Raw genomic sequence first — 18,585 nt, 5'->3', positions numbered from 1 at the left:
AATGTAATTATGCTGCAGTCCCGAATTATCCGCCTTTTGGGCGGCTCCGCGCTGGCCGGCGTGGTGTTGACGGGTTGCGCAGATGCGGCCTCGCGGCCGCAGTTGCCGCCGGCGCAGTTCGTGGCGATGCAGGAGGGGCCGGGCGAGGAATACGTGATCGGGCCCCTCGATCAGTTGACGATCTTTGTCTGGCGCAACCCGGAACTGGGCGCGAAAGTGCAGGTTCGGCCGGACGGACGCATCACCACCCCGCTGATCGCGGACATGCCGGCCGTGGGCAAGACGCCGGCGATGCTGGCGGAGGACATCCGCCTCCAGCTTTCGCAATATATCGAGGATCCGCTGGTTTCCGTGATCGTGGACGGGTTTTCCGGCACGTTCAGCCAGCAGATCCGCATCGTCGGCGCGACCGAGAAGCCGGCGTCGATCCCCTACCGCGCGAACATGACCGTGCTGGACGCGATGATCGCGGTGGGCGGCCTGTCCGAATACGCGGCGGGCAATCGCGCCAAGCTGATCCGGTTCGACAAGGCCAGCGGCACGCAGAAAGAATATGCTCTGCGTCTGGCCGATCTGCTGAAGAAGGGCGAGAGCAAGGCTAACGTCATGCTCAGCCCCGGTGACGTGATCATCATCCCCGAGAGCATGTTCTGAGAGGGGCTTAGGGCGACATGAACGGCCTCTACGAAGAACTGCTGAGCGCGGTCCACAGCGTTTGGCACCGCCGCTGGATCGCGCTGGCGGTGGCTTGGGCGATCTGCCTTGCCGGCTGGCTGGTGGTCGCCCTGATTCCCAATGGCTACGAATCGCAGGCGCGCATTTTCATCCAGCTTGACGATGCCCTGGCAGAGCAGGTGGGCATCGGCGTGGCTGACAAGAAGCGTGATATCGAACGCATCCGCCAGACGCTGACCAGCGCCGTCAATCTGGAGAAGGTCGTGCGCGGCACGCGGCTTGGCGCCACCGTCAATTCGCCCGCGCAGATGGAAGCTGCGGTGCTGCGGCTGGGCAACAAGGTGAAGGTCGTCAGCCAGGAGGACAACCTTTTCCAGATCACCGCCACCGCGGACTACGGATCGTTCTCCGATGCCGAGAATGCCAAGCTGGCGCATGAGATCGCGCAGAAGATGATCGACATCTTCCGTGAGGAAAATCTCGCCGGCGACAAGGGCGACATGGTGGAGACGCTGGAATTCGTGAACCAGCAGCTGCGCCAGCGCGAAAAGGAGCTGGAAAGCGCCGAACAGCGCCGCACTTCCTTCGAAGCGCAGCACCCGGAACTCGCGCAGGGCGGCGTCGCCGTCGTGCAGCGGCTGGATTCGTCGCGCACGCAGCTTCGCGATGTGGAGGCTGATCTGGTGGCGGCGCAGAGCGCGCTTGCCTCCATGGACGGGCAGCTTGCCAGCACCCCGCGCACGCTTCCCGGTACGGCCGGCAGCGGCGCCGGTGCGGCGCTGGCGCGTGCGCAGGCCGACCTCGCTTCGATGAAGGCGCGCGGCCTTACCGACAATCACCCCGACGTGATCGCCGCCCGCAACCAGATCGCCGCGCTGAAAGGCCCGGCGGCGCAGGAAGCGGCGAGTGGCGGCGGCACGCCGAACCCGGCCTATAGCTCGCTGCAGTCGATCCGGGCGGAGCGGCAGGCAGCGGTGCAGGCGCTGGTGGCGCGCAAGGCGGGCCTGCAGTCCGACATCGGCTCGCTCACTGCATCGGCCATTCAGGACCCCGAACTGGCCACCCAGGCGCAGCGGATCAACCGTGACTACGACGTGCTCAAGGAACAGTACGACAAGCTTCTGCAGGACCGTGAGGAGCTGCGCCTGCGCGGCGAAGTGAAGACCGGGCGCGAGGCGGTGAAGTTCCAGGTGGTCGATCCGCCGACGAGCCCGCGCAAGCCAGTGGCGCCTAATCGCCCGCTGCTGCTGTTCGGCGTGCTGCTGGTCGGCATCGGTGGCGGTTGCATGGCGGCCTTTGCCCTCAGCCGCCTGCGTTCCGTATTCGCGACCGCCGGCAGGCTGGAACAGGCGACCGGGCTGCCGGTGCTGGGCGCGATCTCGCAGCACCTTACCGATGGCGCGCGGGCCGTGCGTGCGCGCCGCCTGAAACAGTTCTGCGGTGTTGGCGCCGGATTGGGGGCGCTGTTCGTGGTGTTGCTGGCGGTGGAATTCATCCAGCGCGGCACGGTGGTCTGAGGATACGGCAACGATGACCGAACACAGCAAGCTTCCCGTGCCAGAAGATCACGGTGCAGACGCAGGCGATAACGCGCAGCCGCGCGAATCGCTGATCGAGCGCGCTGCCAGCCGCTTCGACTTTACGCGCATGATGCGTCCGGCGATTTCGGTGCCGCCGGTATCGCCTGTCCCCGTGCAGGCGCCGGTAAAGCCGGTTGCCCCGGTGAAGCCCGTTACGCCTGCGTCATTGGCGGCCCCGGCTGCGGAAGAGGCTGCCGTTCCTGCAGTCGAAACTTCGGCTGCCGCAGCGCCCGTACACGAAGCCGTCGCGCCGCTGTCCTTCACCGGCCTGCGCCACCCGATCGATCGGGATCGGCTGCGCGATCAGGGCCTGATCGTGCCCGAAGGTGCCGTGACCGCGCTTCTGGAAGAGTTCCGCATCGTCAAGCGTCACCTTCTGGTGCAGTCGGCCGAGCTTCGCCGCCAGAACGCCGGTGCCGCCGCACAGCGCGTGCTGATCAGCTCACCCCACCCGGGCGAGGGCAAGACTTACTGCGCGCTCAACCTTGCGCTGGCCATCGCGGCCGAGAAGGAGAGCGAGGTCCTGCTGGTCGATGCCGATTTCGCCAAGCCGTCGATCCTCTCCACGCTGGGCCTCCCCGGCGGGCACGGGCTGATGGACGCGCTGATGGACGAGAGCATCGACGTGGCCGATTGCGTGCTTGGCACCGATGTGCCCGGCCTCTGGGTACTGCCGGCCGGCGATACGACGGTGAACGACAGCGAATACCTGGGCACTTCGCGCGCGGCGCAAGTGCTGGCCCGGCTGACCGAGGGCGCGCCGCGCCGCATCGTCATCTTCGATTCCCCGCCCGCGCTGGCCGCATCGCCCGCCGCCGAACTGGCCAAGCATGTTGGTCAGGTGGTGGTGATCGTGCGCGCAGACCGTACCGGGCAGGGCGCGCTGGAAGATGCCGTCTCCCTCCTGGACGGCTGCCCGAATGTTCAACTCCTGCTCAACGCTGCACAGTTCAGCCCGAGCGGCCGCCGGTTCGGCGCCTATTACGGGTACAGTGGATGAAGTTTGGACGTTCGGTGGCGTGCCTTGCCGGTGCGCTTGTTTCTATTGCCCTGATACCCGCGACTGCTCTGGCCCAATCCATGGGCTATGAGCCTACGGGCGGTTCCTCGGCTTCCGGCGATGGCGCCAGTGGTGCCGGCAGCGATGCCGGCACGCTCGGCAAATCCGGCGGCCGAAAAGGCCGCGGCGGCACCAAGGGCGCGCGCCGTCTGGAAGTATCCCCTTATATCGAGGTGGACCAGATCGTGACGGCGGAGCTTTCGCCGGGCAACGACGTGCTGACCTGGACGCAGCTGGCGGTGGGCGTCGATGCTTCGATCGAGGGGCGCAACAACGCGCTGGCGGCATCGGTCCGCTATCAGAAGCAGATCGGCTGGGGCAAGGCGACCAACGGCGACGTTATCAGCGGCGTTGCGCGTGGCTACACCACCATCGCCCCGGGCCTGACGCTGGAGGCGGGTGCTCTCGCCACGCAGACCAGCGTGGACAATCGCGGCGCGGCGCTTTCCGGCGGACTGGTGCCGGCGAAGTCGCGCACCAATATCTATTCGGTCTACGGTGGCCCTTCGTTCAAGACGCGGGCGGGCGATATCGACCTCTCGGCCGATTACCGGGCGGGTTATACCAAGGTAGACCAGCCCAATGCCTACGTCGCCACGCCGGGGGCGTCGGCCACCGACATCTTCGACCACAGCGTTACGCAAGTGGCCGATGCGGAAGCGGGCGTTGCGCCTTACGTCATCGCCCCCGTGGGGCTGGGCGTGGCCGGCAGCTTCTATCAGGAAGACGTTTCCAACCTTGATCAGCGCGTGCGTGACGCACAGGCGCGGGGGCTGGTGACAGTGCCCGTCAGCCGCACCGTGCGTCTGGTCGGCGCGCTGGGCTATGAGGATGTGCAAGTCTCCAGCCGCGATGTGCTTCGCGATGCGGACGGCAATCCCGTGATCGGCAGCAATGGCCGCTACAAGACAGACAAGAGCGCACCGCGCGAACTGGCCTATGACGTCAGCGGACTGATCTGGGACGTGGCGGTGATGTGGCGGCCCGGCCCGCGCACCTCGCTCACCGCGCATTTCGGCCGGCGTTACGGCGGCACGGCCTATGGCGGCACGCTGGCCTGGGCACCGAACGACCGCAACAGCGTGAACGTGGTGGTCTACAACAACCTGTCCGGCTTCGGCGGCCAGCTCAATCGCGCGATCGACCAACTGCCCGACGATTTCGAGGCGGTGCGCGATCCCGTGACGGGCGATCTGCGCGGCTGCGTATCCTCTCTGGACGGTGGCAACTGCCTTTCGGGCACGCTGGGTTCGGTGCGCTCCGCCGTGTTCCGCGCGCGCGGTTTCGCGGCCAGCTGGTCCACCAAGATCGGCCGTCTCGATGGCGGCGTCGGCTTCGGTTACGACAATCGCCGCTTCATCGCGCGGCAGGATTCGGTGCTGGCAGCCGCGAACGGCGTGATCGACGAAAACTGGTGGGTGGCCGCCTATCTCTCCGGCCGTCTGGGCCGCGAGGCGGGCTGGTCCACCAGTGCCTATGCCAACTGGCTGTCCAGCAACGATTCTCTGACCGGGAACGTGGCTGGCTATGGCGTCAGCGCGTCCTATTACCGGATGCTGGCGCGCCGGCTGCGGGCAACGCTGGCGCTGAGCCTAGACGGGGCAAGCCGTGACGATTCACTCAGCGATGATTATTGGACCGCATCTGCCCTGGCAGGGTTGAGGTACAGTTTTTAAGAGTTTCGTGGGAGAACAGAGAAATGTTCGAAGATTTCTACGGGCTCCGGGCGAGGCCCTTTCAACTCACCCCCGATCCGGCGTTCTATTTCGAGAGCGCGACGCACCGCAAGGCGCTGTCCTACCTGGGCTATGGCCTGGCGCAGGGAGAGGGCTTCGTGGTCATCACCGGCGAAGTCGGCGCGGGCAAATCCACGCTGGTCGCGCACCTGATGGCAACGATCGATCCCGCGCAGCTTACCGTGGGGCTGGTGGTGACCAGCGCGCTGGATGGCGAAGAGATCGTCCACGTCGTCGCGCAGGAATTCGGCTTGCCGGTGGCGGGGCATGACAAGGCATCAGCGCTGGGCGCGATCGAAAGCTTCCTCCATTCGGAAGCGCGTGCCGGCCGCCGCTGCCTGCTGATCGTCGATGAGGCGCAGAACCTTTCGGTGAGCGCCATCGAGGAACTGCGGATGCTCTCCAACTTCCAGCTGGGCGCGCATCCGCTGCTGCAGACGCTGCTGCTGGGCCAGCCGGAATTCCGCGCGACGCTGCTGGAAAGCCCGGAGCTGGAGCAGCTGCGTCAGCGCGTGATCGCCACGCATCATCTGACGGCGATGACCGTGCGCGAAGTGAAGCCTTACGTCGAACACCGTCTGGCTTGCGCCGGCTGGCAGGGGCAGCCCGCTTTTGACGACGATGTCCATGCCGAAATCCATGCGGCCACCGGCGGCATTCCGCGCCGCATCAACCAGGTGCTCAATCGCCTGCTGCTGCTGGGCGCGGTCGAGCAGAAGACGCGGATCGACGCGGAGATGCTGCGCGAAGTGCTGAGCGAGCTGGATGACGATGGCGCCCGCGCGCTGGTCAGCCCGCAGCCGAAGAAGACCAAGGCCAAGGTTTCGGCGCAAGCCGCTGCCGCCGCGCCGGCCATCGCCATCGATACCGCTGCGACCGCCGCGATGATCGAGGCGGCGCTGACGCATCGGGACATGCAGATCGACGAATTGCAGCGCGCGGTGCTGGAACTCGCCGCTGCGGCCGACGAGGCGCGCCATGCGCCTGCGGGTCAGAGCGATGGTGCAGCCGTCGCGGCTTTGCAGGATCAACTGGCCCAGGCCCAGGCGCAGGTCGCCAGTCTGGAAGCGCGCGTGGCGGAGCAGGAAGCGCGCGTGGCGGAGCAGGAAGCGACGCTGCGCCACATGCTGACCATGCTGATCGAATGGTTCGAGGGCGGCGCAGGCCACCGCGCGGCGGCCTGATTCAAACCCGCGTCCCGGAAACGGAGCGAGACATGCGCGATGTGCGCCCGGTAAGCGGGCAGGCGATCAACGGGCTTTCGGTCGATGTCGAGGACTGGTTTCAGGTCGGCGCGTTCGAAACCGTGATCGACCGCGCCCAATGGCCCTCGCTGCCGTGCCGGGTTGAGCGCAACTGCGACGAGATTCTGGCGCTGTTTGCCGATGCCGGTGTCGTCGGCACTTTCTTCACGCTGGGCTGGATTGCCGAGCGGCATCCGGCGATGATCCGCCGCATCGTCGATGCCGGGCATGAGATTGCCAGCCATGGCTGGGATCATGAGCGGGTGTTCCGCATGGACGCGGCACGCTTCGGCGAAGACCTGTCGCGCGCCCGCAAGGCGATAGAGGATGCCGCGGGCACGCCCGTGACGGGGTATCGAGCACCCAGCTTTTCCATCGACGCGCGCACCCCTTGGGCTTTCGACGTGCTGGCCGAGCAGGGCTATCGCTATTCCTCCAGCGTGGCGCCGGTGGTGCACGATCACTACGGCTGGCGAGAGGCCCCGCGTTTCGCGTTTCAGCCCATTGCGGGGGCCGATTTCGTAGAGATCCCGGTAACCACCGCGCTGCTGCGTGGGCGGCGGCTGGCGGCTGCCGGCGGCGGGTTCTTCCGCGTGCTGCCTTATGCCTTCTCCCGCTGGGCGATCCGGCAGGTGAACGGGCAGGGCCGCCCGGCGGTGTTCTATTTCCACCCGTGGGAGATCGATCCCGGCCAGCCGCGTGTCGGCAATGCGCCGTTGCGTTCCCGGCTGCGGCACTACACCAATCTGGGCGTGATGGCGGGCAAGCTGCGGCGTCTGGTGGGCGAATTCCGCTGGGGCCGGATGGACGAACTGGCCGCGCGAGAGGCGGCGGTCGCCCCGATCCTGGCCGAAGCGTTGGCAGAAACGTTGGCGGCATGAACGCGCCGTTTTCGCTGCCGGCCAGTATCCGCCTGCTCGATCTTGCCGACCCGGACGAACAGGCGCGGATCGAGGGGTTCCTGGCACGCCATCCCGACGCCACGCCGTTCCATCGCCCCTGCTGGTTCGTCGCCGCCGCCAAGGCCACCGGCAATCGCGCTCTGGCGCTGGTGCAGGAAAAGCAGGGGGAACTGGCAGCTTTTCTGCCGCTCAACGCGATCCACTCGCCGGTATTCGGGCGGCTGCTGGCCTCCAGCGGCTTCGCCGTCGGCGGCGGGCTGCTCACCACCGATCAGGCAGACCAGGAAGTCATCTTCGCCGCGCTGGAGGAACTGGCGCTGCGCCTGTCCTGTCCTGCCATCGAACTGCGCGGCGGTGTTCTGCCCGATGCGCGGCCGGGCTGGGTGCGCAAGACGGAGAGCCACTGCAACTTCGCGCGCCCGCTTGCCGCGGATGACGAGGCGGAACTGCTGGCGATCCCACGCAAACAGCGTGCAGAGGTGCGCAAAGGGCTGGGCTTCGACCTCGAAATCGAGGTCGGCACCAGCGAGCGCGACCGCGCGGCGCACTACGCGGTCTTTGCCGAAAGCTATCGCAATCTCGGTACTCCGGTCTTCCCCCGCGCGCTGCTCGACGCGGTTGTTGACGCATTCGGCGCCGACGCGGACATCTTGACCGTGCGCCATCAGGGCGTACCCGTCGCCAGCGTGATCTCGCTCTACCACCGGGGCGCGGTGATGCCCTATTGGGGCGGGGGCACCCACGCCGCACGGGCCTTGCGCGCCAATGACCGGATGTATTTCGAACTGATGCGCCATGCCCGCGTGCGTGGAGCCTCGCATTTCGACTTCGGCCGTTCCAAGACCAATAGCGGCGCTTATCACTTCAAGCGGAACTGGGGCTTCGAACCGGAACCCTTGAGCTATGCCGCATGGACCGCGCCCGGCGCCGCCAAGCGCGATGCCGATCCCACCAGCTCCGGACTCTCGCTGCAGATCAAGGTCTGGCAACGCCTGCCGCTGGCGCTCGCCAACCGGCTGGGGCCGCTGATCGCGCGCGGGATCGGCTGATGGAAGTGCTGTTCCTGGCCCACCGCATCCCGTTTCCACCGGATCGCGGGGACAAGATCCGTTCGCACCACATCCTGAAGGCGCTGGCACGGATGGGCCCGGTTCACGTGGGCTGCTTCGCCGACGATCCGGCCGACCGGGCGAGCGAGAGCGATCTGGCGCAACTGGCGACCAGCCACCTGCTGCTCGATCGTGGCAAGTCGCTGCCGCGTGCGGGGCTGGAGGCTCTGGCACGCGGCGCGCCGATCAGCGTCACCGCCTTTCACGATGCCCGCATGGCGCGCTGGGTGGTCGAAACCCTGCGCACGCGGCCGATCGGCGCGATCTACCTGTTTTCCGGGCAAGTCGGCCAATATGTCCCGACCGATTTCGCGGGGCGGGTGATCGCCGATCTGGTCGATGTCGATTCCGCCAAGTTCGAAGCCTACGGCGCCAATGGACGCGGTTTTCGTGCCTGGATGGAGCGGCGCGAAGGGCGCCTGCTCGCCGCCGAGGAAGCCCGCATCGCCCGCCGCGCGGCAGCGACACTGCTGGTGAGCGAGGCGGAAGCGGCGCTGTTCCGCCAGCGTCTGGCCGATCCGTCCTGCACCGTCCGCGCACTGGGCAACGGCATCGACAGCGATTTCTACGATCCTGCGAAGATCTCGCCCGAACCGCGCATGGCCGCCATGCCCGGTCCGCGCCTGATCTTCACCGGGCAGATGGACTATGCCCCCAACATCGCCGCCGTGGAGCGGGCGATCACGCGGATCATGCCCGTGGTGCGGGCATCGTTCCCGGATGCCAGCCTTCATGTCGTCGGCCGCAATCCGCCAGCGTCGCTTGTCGCTCAGGACGGGCGCGACGGCATCCGCGTCTGGGGGCGGGTGGACGACGTGCGGCCCTTTCTGGCGGCGGCCGATATGGCGCTCGTGCCGCTGGAAATCGCGCGGGGGGTGCAGAACAAGGTGCTGGAGGCGATGAGCATGGGCCTGCCCGTCGTGCTTTCCTCGGGCGCCGCAACCGGCATTCCGGCCGGGCCGGAGGCCTTTTCGGTGGCGGACAGCGATGCCGCGCTGGCCGCTGCGGTATGCATGCTGGCCGGCGATCCGGCCCGGGCGGCCGCGATGGGGCACAGCGCGCGGTCCTGGATCGAGACGAACGCCGGCTGGCAAGCCGCGCTTGCATCGCTGCCGGGGCTGATGGGCTGCAAACCCGCCGGGCTTAGCGATGCCGCCTAAGGCTGGCCGATTGGCGCCGTCCCTGCCCATGACCCTGCTGCCGGAAAACTGGCGCCATGCGCTGGCGCGTGTCGCCTTGGCATGGCTGGCGCTCTTCGCGGTGTTCCTGCCCGACTGGGCGGCGATGGCACGTCAGTGGTGGGACATTTCCACCTACAATCATGTCGTGCTGATCCCGCCGATCCTTGGCTGGCTGGTATGGCAAAGGCGGGGCGAACTCGCGCGGCTGACGCCATGCGCCTGGGCGCCGGGGTTGATCCCGTTCGCCGGCGCGGGCTTTCTGTGGCTGCTGGGGGCCATCTCGGGCCTTGATCTGGCGCGGCAGGCAGGCGCGGTCGGCCTTCTGGCGGCGACGGTTCCACTGCTGCTTGGTCCGCGCGTTACGGCCGGGTTGCTGTTCCCGCTCTGCTACATGGGCTTCCTCGTCCCGTTCGGAGAGGAACTGGTCGAAGTTCTGCAGACCCTGACGGCAGCGATCACCGTGGCGCTCACGCATCTTTCCGGCATCGACGCCCGGATCGACGGCGTGTTCATCGATACGCCGGCGGGCCTCTTCGAAGTGGCGGAAGCCTGTTCGGGCGTGAAGTTCCTGATTGCCATGGTCGCCTTCGGCACGCTGGCGGCCAATGTCTGCTTCGTCGCATGGCGCAGGCGGGGGCTGTTCATGCTGGCCTGCGTGACCGTGCCCATATTGGCCAACGGCGTGCGGGCATGGGCGACGATCTATGCCGCGCAATTCGTCGGCGCCGAAAAGGCGTCCGGCTTCGACCATATCGTCTACGGCTGGATATTCTTCGCGCTGGTGCTGGCGGCCGTGATCGCGGGCGGCTGGCGCTTCTTCGACCGGCCGGTGGACGCGCCGATGATCGATGCGGCGAAGATAGAGGGCAGCCCGCTGCTGACCCGTATCGAGGCGCGTGGGAAAATTCCTGCGCTCGCGGCGTTGGTCGCCATGGCGGCGCTGGTGGTGGGTCTGCTGCTGTGGGCGCGCGGAGCCGACGCGCTGGCGGCGCCCATGCCGCAGCGGATCGATCTGCCCGAAGTGTCCGGATGGCACCGGGTGGACTACGATCCCCAGATCTGGTGGCAGCCGCGCGCGCAAGGGGCGGAGCACCGGTTGCTGGGCCGCTATGCGGACGAGGGCGGTCAGGAAGTGGACGTCTTCGTCGCCTTCTACACCAGCCAGGGCGAAGGCCGCGAGGCTGGCGGGTTCGGGCAGGGCGCTCTGATGCCGGACAGCCCATGGGCCTGGCAAGGCAATGGTCCTGCTTTCACCGACGCGCGCAGTGAGCGCCTGCTGGGCCACGGCAGCGTCGAACGGCTTGCGGTAACGTGGTTCCGCACGGGCGACATGCTGACCGGCAGCAACGCGCAGCTGAAGCTTGCCGTGATCCGTGACCACCTGCTGCTGCGTGCAAGGCCGACGATGATGCTGATCCTGTCCGCCGAAGATCGCCCCGGCCGGCCCGCAAAAACCGCGATCGCCCGGTTCCTCACCGCGACGGGCGACCCGGGCGCGTGGATGGACCGCGTCGGCAAGCTCCGCTAGGCCCTTCATTTATGTGCGGGATAGCCGGAATCTACCACCTTGAGACGCCAAAACCCGTCGATCCCGCGCGGGTGGAGGCGATGTGCGATGCCATCGCGCACCGCGGACCCGACGGCCATGGCGTGTGGACAGCGCCGGGCGTGGCGTTGGGACATCGCCGGCTTTCGATCATCGACCTTGCCGGGTCGCCGCAGCCCATGGCCTCTCCCGATGGCCGGGCGATGCTGGTCTTCAACGGCGAAATCTACAATTTTCAGGAACTGCGCCGCGAACTGGCGGCGCACGGGGCCGTGTTCCAGACCGAAGGCGATAGCGAGGTGATCCTGGCCGCCTGGCGGCACTGGGGGCCAGCCTGCGTTTCGCGCCTCCACGGCATGTTCGCCTTCGCCGTTTATGATCTGGAGGCACGCACGCTGTTTCTGGCGCGCGACCGGCTGGGGGTGAAGCCGCTTTACCTTGCGCCGCTCAGCGACGGCAGTCTGGCCTTCGGTTCGGAGTTGAAGGCGCTGCTGGCCCATCCGCTGCTGCGGCGAGAGATCGATCCGCTGGCGGTGGAGGACTACCTCGCCTGGGGTTACGTGCCCGACGACCGCGCGATCCTGAAGGGCGTCAGCAAGCTGCCGGCCGGCCACACGCTGCTGCTGCGCCACGGCGCGCCCATGCCCAGGCCGACGCAGTATTGGGACGTTTCATTTGCCGAACGACGCAAGGGCAGCGTGGCTGACCTTGAGGCTGAACTGCTGCACCTGATGCGCGAGGCGGTAACCTCGCGCATGGTGGCTGACGTTCCGCTGGGCGCCTTCCTCTCGGGCGGTGTGGACAGCTCCAGCGTCGTCGCGCTGATGGCGGAGGCGTCATCGCGTCCGGTAAAGACCTGCTCGATCGGCTTCGATGTCGAGGCGCTGGACGAGACCGGCTACGCCGATGTCGTCGCGCGGCGGTTTTCGACCGATCATGTATCGCGCCGGGTCTCACCAGACGATTTCGGGGCGATCGATACGTTGGCGGGCATGTTCGATGAGCCTTTTGCCGATGCGTCGGCGCTGCCGACATGGCGCGTTTGCCAGTTGGCGCGGGAATCGGTGACCGTCGCGCTTTCGGGGGACGGTGCGGACGAGGCCCTGGCAGGATACCGCCGTCACGTGTTCCAGCATGGCGAGGATCGGGTTCGCGCGATCCTGCCGCAAGCGCTGCGCGGGCCGGTTTTTGGCGGCATGGGACGGATATGGCCCAAGGCCGACTGGGCACCTCGTCCGCTGCGAGCCAAGGCGACACTGCTCTCTTTGGCTGCGGACAGCGCGACGGGCTATGCGCGGGCGATCGGTTTTACGGCGCCGGAACTGCGCGATACGCTCTATTCGGACGCGTTCCGGCGGCTGCGCGGCGATTATCGGGCGGAAGATGCGGTGATCCGCACGATGCGGAATGCGCCCGCCCGATCCGGTCTGGACCGTGCGCAATACGCCGATCTGAAGCACTGGCTGCCCGGCGATATTCTGACCAAGGTCGATCGCACGAGCATGGCGGTAAGCCTGGAAGCGCGCGAGCCCCTGCTGGATCACCGGCTGATCGAGTTCGCCGCCAGCCTGCCTGAATCGATGCGTGTGCGGGGCGGGCAGGGCAAGTGGCTGATGAAGCGCACGATGCGGCGGATGTTGCCCGACGATATTCTCTACCGCCCCAAACAGGGCTTCGTGACGCCGATCGCACAATGGCTGCGCGGCCCGCTGGCCGGCGCCGCGCGCGAAATCGCCACCAGCGCCACGCTGGCCCGCACGGGCTGGTTCGATTCGCGCCGGATCACGGCTTTGGCGGAGGCGCACATTACCGGCCGGGCCGACCACGCGCGACTGCTGTGGCAACTACTTATGCTCGACAGGTCGCTCTCGCGGCTGGGAATCGCGTGAAGTTAACCGGAAAAGCCGCATTCGGCCGGAAATCATCGTGAACGTCGATTAACCTAACCTCTTGTTAGTAGCTTTGTCCTAGGTGGGTGCTCCAGGCCTCATCGCAGGACGTGCATGAAGATACCAGGTCGCCAATATCGGACGCTTGAGCGCGGCTTTCCCGCGCTGCGCGAATCCGTGCAATGCTGCGGCAGAGCGCACCTTCACAGGGGCGCCGCCTAATGTCCGATATCCTCGCTCGTTTGACCCGAATCTGGAAGAGCCCGCGATTCCGCATCGTGTTCTGGGCGGCCGTGACCGGCATTCTGTTCGGCGTCAGCGGCGTCGGTCTTCCGTTGGAGGACGCGATCGTCAACGGCCGTACGATCTTGCGCTCCCATCCGTCCGACGGGCGGATCGTGATGGTGTTCCAGGACGAGCGGACACTGCAGGAACTGAACTACGCTGAAATCTCGCGCGGCGACGATGCGCGCGTCGTTGCAAGCCTGCTGCGCGCCGGGGCCGGGCACGTATATTTTGACCGCACGCTCAGCTACATGGGCGAAGGCCAGGACAATCAGGACTTTCTGGACGTTCTCAAGGCCAATCGAGGACGGATTTTCCTGGGCGCGATGCCCAGCAGCGAAGGTAGCCGCGGCAATTATGCCGGTACGATTCCGCCGGCCGCGTACCGCACCAATGTCGGCATCGTTTCGCTGCTGGTTCTGAACCATCCGTTCAACCTGAGCGCCAGCTTGCCGTTCGCATCTGACAGTCCGATCGGGCACATCCCAAGCATATCGGCCAGGCTCGCCGGAATCACCGGTTCCGAACGCGAGGTGTTCCGCCCCGACTACTCGATCGATCACTCGACGATCCCAACCGTCAGCTACGTCGACGTCCTTAAGGGACGACTGGACGCAAGAATCGTGCGCGGCAAGGACGTGATCATCGCGCCCGCGGCGGACATCTATCACGACATTCATCCCATGCCGACGCAGGGCTATGCGCCGGGCGCCTATTTCCACGCCATCGGCGCGGAAACCCTGCGAGGCGGCGTGCCGATCTCGCTTGGGTGGATGCCGGCCTTCGCGCTGGTGCTGGTGTTGATCATATCGGGCATCGGCCGCGGCCGTGCGCTGGATGTCTATCGCTTTTCGGGGCTGGTGGTCGTTCTCGTTGGCGCGCCGTTGATGCTCGATGGACGGCATATCGGCGTGGACATCGTGCCGGCCATCGCGATGGCGGCCGTGGCGGTGTTTCGCATGCGCCATCTCGACAAGGTGGAAGTCGCCGGGGAGACCAATGCCGGCTCCGGGCTGCCCAGCGTGCAGGTATTGCGCAAGTATGAGGCTGGATCGAGTCGCATTCTGGTGGCGCTAAAGATCCGCAACTATTCCGCCATCATCGGCAGTTTCGCGGGCGAGCTGGAAGCGCAGATCGCTCATGAGATCGTGCGGCGCATCCGCATCAGCGACAGCCAGGTGGTGGTCTACCACGAAGGCGGCATGTTCCTGTGGCTCTCGACGATCCGCAGCACGTTCGATCTGTTCGAGAATCTGGAAGGACTGCACCGCATCGTCCAGAACGGGATCCAGGTCAGCGGTCTGGATATCGACCTTTCGTTCAACTGCGGCATCGATTCCGAGTTCGACCGCCCGGTCTCCAGCCGCGTGGCCAGCGCCATGCAGTCGGCCGAAGAAGCCGTGCGCAATGACGAACTCGTCTACAAGTACGACAGCCACAAGCATGAAGCACGCTGGGAAATCTCGCTGCTGACCCAACTGGACCGCGCGATCGACAATGGCGAAGTCTGGGTGGCCTACCAGCCCAAGCTGGACGTCGCGAGCAATCGCGTCACCGGCGCGGAAGCGCTGGTGCGCTGGACGCATCCGGAACGCGGACCGATCAGCCCAGACAAGTTCATCCGCATTGCCGAGGAATTCCACCGGATTGAGCGCATCACCCGCTTCGTCATCAACGACGCGGTACGGGCGGCGGTAGAACTGCGCCGGCAGGGGCTTGGCCTGACCATGTCGGTCAATATCTCCGCGCAGCTCCTGCGCAATCCCGGCCTGCCAACGATGATCCTCGATATCTTGGCGCTGCATGGGCTTGAGCCCGAAATGCTGATCCTGGAGATTACCGAGACTGACCGTTTGGATCGCAGCTCACGCACGTTCCAGATGCTGCAGAAGCTGGTCCAGGCCGGCCTGCGCCTCTCGATCGACGATTTCGGCACGGGTAACGCCACCATCGATTACCTGCGTTACCTTCCGGCGAGCGAGGTCAAGATCGACAAGGTCTTCGTCCAGGCGATGGAAGCGAACAAGGAAGACCTGCTGCTGGTCCAGTCGATTGTCGACATGGCGCACTCGCAAGACCGCACGGTAGTGGCCGAAGGCGTGGAAACGCACGCCGCACTGGAGATTCTTCGCGCGATGAACTGCGACGTGATCCAGGGGTACTATGTTTGCCGCCCTGTTCCATTCCGGGATTTGTTAACCGAAATCAAAGGGCGGGAGGCCCGCCGAACTGGTTAAAAAAGTCTTGATGACCCTTTAACCCATTGTTATCCATTGTGGCAGCCGCGGAACAGCGGCGGTTCACATGGGGTTATTACAATGACCAAGGGCATCTACGACTGGTACTGGGGCGGCTACGGCAGCAAGTAATCAGTTTCATGCGGCGTTTCTCGGGAAAGTCCCAGGAAACGCCGCAAATGAATTAAGAAAAAACCACGGAAATCCGCGAAAAATAGCCAAGCTTAAACGCTCGATTGTTTCTTAAGGATATTCCACCGCAGCGCCCCTCCGTTAAGGACCGGGCGCTTTAATTTTGCCCGGGTTGAGGGCGGCAGTGCCGCAAGGCCGTCGCGGGGTGGCCCGAATCGAAAGCGGCGCGAACGTCGTTCGAAGGCTGGCAGACCGTTAATTCCTTAACCCGCGGGGCAAGGATTAACGGTCTTACAAAATGTTAATAGTGATTGCCGGCGGGGTGGAAGCACTTCGAAGCAGGCTTCATTAACGCTTACCGGCATCGAAATTGCCGGTAGCGGCGTCAGTCTTCGCCGTGGCCCAGCGCCAGATATTCGGCGCTCTGCATCTCGTTGAGACGGCTTACGGTGCGCTCGAATTCGAAGCGGCCGTCGCCGGCTTCGTAAAGTTCTTCAGGCGGTGCATCGGCGGCCGCGATCAGCTTCACCTTATGCTCGTAGAGGGCGTCGATAAGCGTCACGAAGCGGGCGGCTTCGTTGCGGCGATCCGGGCCCATCTTCGGAATGCCGACGATGATCACGGTGTGATAGGCGCGGGCCACCGCAAGGTAGTCCGCCGCGCCGCGCGCTTCGCCGCAGAGGCGCTTGAAGCTGAACACGCCCACGCCCTTCAGGCTCTTGGGCACGTGCAGCATACGCCCGCCGCCCACGTCCAGTTCGGCTGAGGGAACGTGCTCGCTGTCCTCCGGCGGATAGTCGGTCAGGCGATAGAACGCCTCGCGCGTCTGGTCGGTCGCTTCCTCGCCCAGCGGATAGTGCCAGGTGTCCATGCCGCCCAGGCGGTGCAGACGATAGTCGGTCGGGCCGTTCAGCGTCAGCACGTCCAGTTCCTTCTCGATCAGGTCGATGAAAGGCAGGAAATGCTCGCGGTTGAGGCCGTTCTTGTAGAGGTCCTTGGGCGCCCGGTTGGAGGTGGTGACGATGGTCACGCCCTCGTTGGCGATCAGGTGCGTGAACAGCCGGCTCATGATCATGGCGTCGGCGGAATTGTTGACGACCATCTCGTCGAAGGCGAGGCAGCGCACGTCCTTGGCGATGGCAGCAGCCACCGGCGGGATCGGATCGCCGCTTTCCTTCTTGCGCTCATCCCGCAGGCGCGCGTGGACTTCCAGCATGAAGGCATGGAAGTGGATGCGGCGCTTGTCGGGAATGTCGAGCGTGTTGTGGAATAGGTCCATCAGCATCGATTTGCCGCGCCCGACGCCGCCCCACATGTAGAGTCCGCGCGGCGGATGTGCCTTCTTGCCCAGCAACTTGCCCAGCAGGCCGGAGGCCGCATTGGCCTTGTAAAGCTCGCGTTGGAGCCGGTCGAGGCGCTGTGCGGCAGCGGCCTGCTCCGGATCGGAGCGCAGCTCGCCGGTCGCAACCAGCGTCTCGTAGCGTTCGAGCATTGCAGTCATGATAGCGTGACAGGCGTGAGCATTCGGAATGAGGCGATGAAGACGGAATACATGGAACAGCCGGTGTAGACCCGCATAGCGGGTCCGCACCGGGCTGCGTCAATCCGGCTCACTGCAATCGATCCGCCAGCCAAAAGGCCGATCAGACCTGGCGCTCTGCCTGCATCTTCTTGATTTCGGCAATCGCGCGCGCGGGCGAGAGGCCCTTCGGGCAGACGTTCGCGCAGTTCATGATGGTGTGGCAGCGATAGAGGCGGAAGGGATCTTCCAGCTCATCCAGACGCTCGCCGGTCATCTCGTCGCGGCTGTCGGCCAGCCAGCGGTAGGCCTGCAGCAGGATCGCCGGGCCCAGGAACTTGTCCGAATTCCACCAGTAGCTGGGGCACGAGGTGGAGCAGCAGGCGCACAGGATGCACTCATAGAGGCCGTCCAGCTTTTCGCGCTGTTCGGGGCTCTGCAGGCGCTCCTTGCCCGAAGGCGTGGTCGAAACCGTCTGCAGCCAGGGACGGATCGAGGCGTACTGCGCGTAGAAGTGCGTGAAATCGGGGACGAGGTCCTTGATCACTTCCATATGCGGCAGCGGGGTGATGCGGATGTCACCCTTCAGATCCTCGATCGCGGTGGTGCAGGCGAGGCCGTTCTTGCCGTTGATGTTCATCGCGCAGGAACCGCAGATGCCTTCGCGGCACGAACGGCGGAAGGTGAGCGAGGGATCCTGCTCGCTCTTCATCTTGATCAGCGCGTCGAGAACCATCGGGCCGCACTTGTCGAGATCGATCTCGAACGTGTCGTAGCGCGGATTCTCGCCCGAATCAGGGTCGTAGCGGTAGACGGTGAACTTCTTGGCGTGCGTCGCCCCGACGGCCTTGTGGACGTTGCCCTGCTTCTTGATCTTGCTGTTGGCCGGGAGGGTGAAGGTCGCCATGAAAAATCCCCGTGATCTTGCACTGCGGCATGAACCGCGACTGTTGCCCCTCCCTCTAGCGATTGTGCGGCGCGTAGCAAGCGCAACTGTGCACGCCGTGGCGGATTGCAAGTGTCTTGACGCGAAACGCAAGCGGTTTGCGGCCGTGGGAGTGCGGGGCTCCTCCGAATTTGCAGGCGGAACCGGCCCGTTTTCGCGGTATTCTGCGCCGATGTTCGGGCCGCGCGGCGCGGATGCACCGCCCGGGCGGATCGACGGAAAGGATGCAGGCGATGATGAAGCGTTACGTGATCGAGCGGGATTTGCCGGGCGTGGGCACGATGAGCGAGTCGGAACTGGGCGGCGCGGCGAAAGTGTCCAACGATGCGCTTGCGAAAATTCCCGGCCTGCAGTGGGAGCATTCCTACGTCACCGGCAACAAGACGTTCTGCATCTACCTTGCCGAAAGCGAGGACCGCATTCGCGAACATGCCGACAAGTCCGGCTTTCCCGCCACGCGCATCACCGAAGTGACGGCCATCATCGACCCCACGACCGAGCGCTGCATTCTCGCCTGATCGCGGGGATTGCGGCTCGGCGCGAG

14 protein-coding genes are annotated in these 18,585 nt (G+C 65.6%); 12 read left to right on the top strand and 2 right to left on the bottom strand.

Going from position 1 to position 18,585, the window contains the following annotated elements; translation table 11 throughout:
• The first annotated feature begins 9 nt into the window (after window positions 1-9).
• The 11 genes from ACZ1JV_RS19970 to ACZ1JV_RS19920 all read left to right on the top strand — a co-directional run bounded on the left by ACZ1JV_RS19970 (window position 10) and on the right by ACZ1JV_RS19920 (window position 15,444).
• Entirely contained in the window at window positions 10-654 is a 645-nt protein-coding gene (locus tag ACZ1JV_RS19970) for an XrtA/PEP-CTERM system exopolysaccharide export protein (protein ID WP_465135483.1), read from the top strand.
• Window positions 655-671: 17 nt separating this feature from the next.
• Complete coding sequence (locus ACZ1JV_RS19965; RefSeq protein WP_465150208.1) at window positions 672-2,192, top strand: XrtA system polysaccharide chain length determinant; 1,521 nt, start codon at window positions 672-674, stop codon at window positions 2,190-2,192.
• 13 nt (window positions 2,193-2,205) lie between these two features.
• The gene (locus tag ACZ1JV_RS19960) at window positions 2,206-3,255 is read left to right on the top strand and encodes a P-loop NTPase family protein (protein WP_465150207.1); all 1,050 of its coding nucleotides are present in this window, start codon (window positions 2,206-2,208) and stop codon (window positions 3,253-3,255) included.
• Complete coding sequence (locus ACZ1JV_RS19955) at window positions 3,252-4,991, top strand: preprotein translocase subunit YajC (protein WP_465150206.1); 1,740 nt, start codon at window positions 3,252-3,254, stop codon at window positions 4,989-4,991. The genes ACZ1JV_RS19960 and ACZ1JV_RS19955 overlap by 4 nt, the downstream gene beginning before the upstream one ends.
• Before the next feature lie 23 nt (window positions 4,992-5,014).
• On the top strand, window positions 5,015-6,235 hold the full coding sequence (locus ACZ1JV_RS19950; protein ID WP_465150205.1) for an XrtA/PEP-CTERM system-associated ATPase: 1,221 nt from the start codon (window positions 5,015-5,017) through the stop codon (window positions 6,233-6,235).
• A 32-nt stretch (window positions 6,236-6,267) separates the two neighbouring features.
• Window positions 6,268-7,176 (top strand): XrtA system polysaccharide deacetylase, encoded by a 909-nt coding sequence (locus tag ACZ1JV_RS19945; protein ID WP_465150204.1) that lies wholly within the window; start codon window positions 6,268-6,270, stop codon window positions 7,174-7,176.
• Complete coding sequence (locus tag ACZ1JV_RS19940; protein ID WP_465150203.1) at window positions 7,173-8,246, top strand: FemAB family XrtA/PEP-CTERM system-associated protein; 1,074 nt, start codon at window positions 7,173-7,175, stop codon at window positions 8,244-8,246. Before ACZ1JV_RS19945 ends, ACZ1JV_RS19940 begins: the two co-directional genes overlap by 4 nt.
• Window positions 8,246-9,466, top strand: coding sequence for a TIGR03087 family PEP-CTERM/XrtA system glycosyltransferase (locus ACZ1JV_RS19935; protein ID WP_465150202.1), 1,221 nt, complete (start codon window positions 8,246-8,248; stop codon window positions 9,464-9,466). Before ACZ1JV_RS19940 ends, ACZ1JV_RS19935 begins: the two co-directional genes overlap by 1 nt.
• Window positions 9,467-9,494: 28 nt before the next feature.
• Window positions 9,495-11,015 carry an exosortase A gene (xrtA, locus tag ACZ1JV_RS19930; RefSeq protein WP_465150201.1) on the top strand — a complete coding sequence of 507 codons (1,521 nt, stop codon included), beginning with the start codon at window positions 9,495-9,497 and terminating at the stop codon, window positions 11,013-11,015.
• Window positions 11,016-11,026: 11 nt separating this feature from the next.
• Window positions 11,027-12,922: an XrtA/PEP-CTERM system amidotransferase gene (locus ACZ1JV_RS19925; RefSeq protein ID WP_465150200.1), complete on the top strand. Its 1,896-nt coding sequence runs from the start codon at window positions 11,027-11,029 to the stop codon at window positions 12,920-12,922.
• Between the two features lie 221 nt (window positions 12,923-13,143).
• Complete coding sequence (locus ACZ1JV_RS19920) at window positions 13,144-15,444, top strand: EAL domain-containing protein (protein WP_465135474.1); 2,301 nt, start codon at window positions 13,144-13,146, stop codon at window positions 15,442-15,444.
• A 517-nt stretch (window positions 15,445-15,961) separates the two neighbouring features.
• Here the strand turns inward: ACZ1JV_RS19920 and zapE are convergent.
• Complete coding sequence (zapE, locus tag ACZ1JV_RS19915) at window positions 15,962-17,077, bottom strand: cell division protein ZapE (protein ID WP_465150199.1); 1,116 nt, start codon at window positions 17,075-17,077, stop codon at window positions 15,962-15,964.
• 142 nt (window positions 17,078-17,219) lie between these two features.
• Window positions 17,220-18,002: a succinate dehydrogenase iron-sulfur subunit gene (locus ACZ1JV_RS19910; protein ID WP_395333713.1), complete on the bottom strand. Its 783-nt coding sequence runs from the start codon at window positions 18,000-18,002 to the stop codon at window positions 17,220-17,222.
• A 272-nt stretch (window positions 18,003-18,274) separates the two neighbouring features.
• On the opposite strand from ACZ1JV_RS19910, the gene ACZ1JV_RS19905 reads away from it, so the two are divergent.
• Window positions 18,275-18,559: a DUF4242 domain-containing protein gene (locus ACZ1JV_RS19905; RefSeq protein WP_465150198.1), complete on the top strand. Its 285-nt coding sequence runs from the start codon at window positions 18,275-18,277 to the stop codon at window positions 18,557-18,559.
• Window positions 18,560-18,585: the final 26 nt, after the last annotated feature.

This window comes from Novosphingobium sp. BL-S-19 (assembly GCF_055521675.1).
This window is presented reverse-complemented; position numbering and strand designations above follow the sequence as displayed.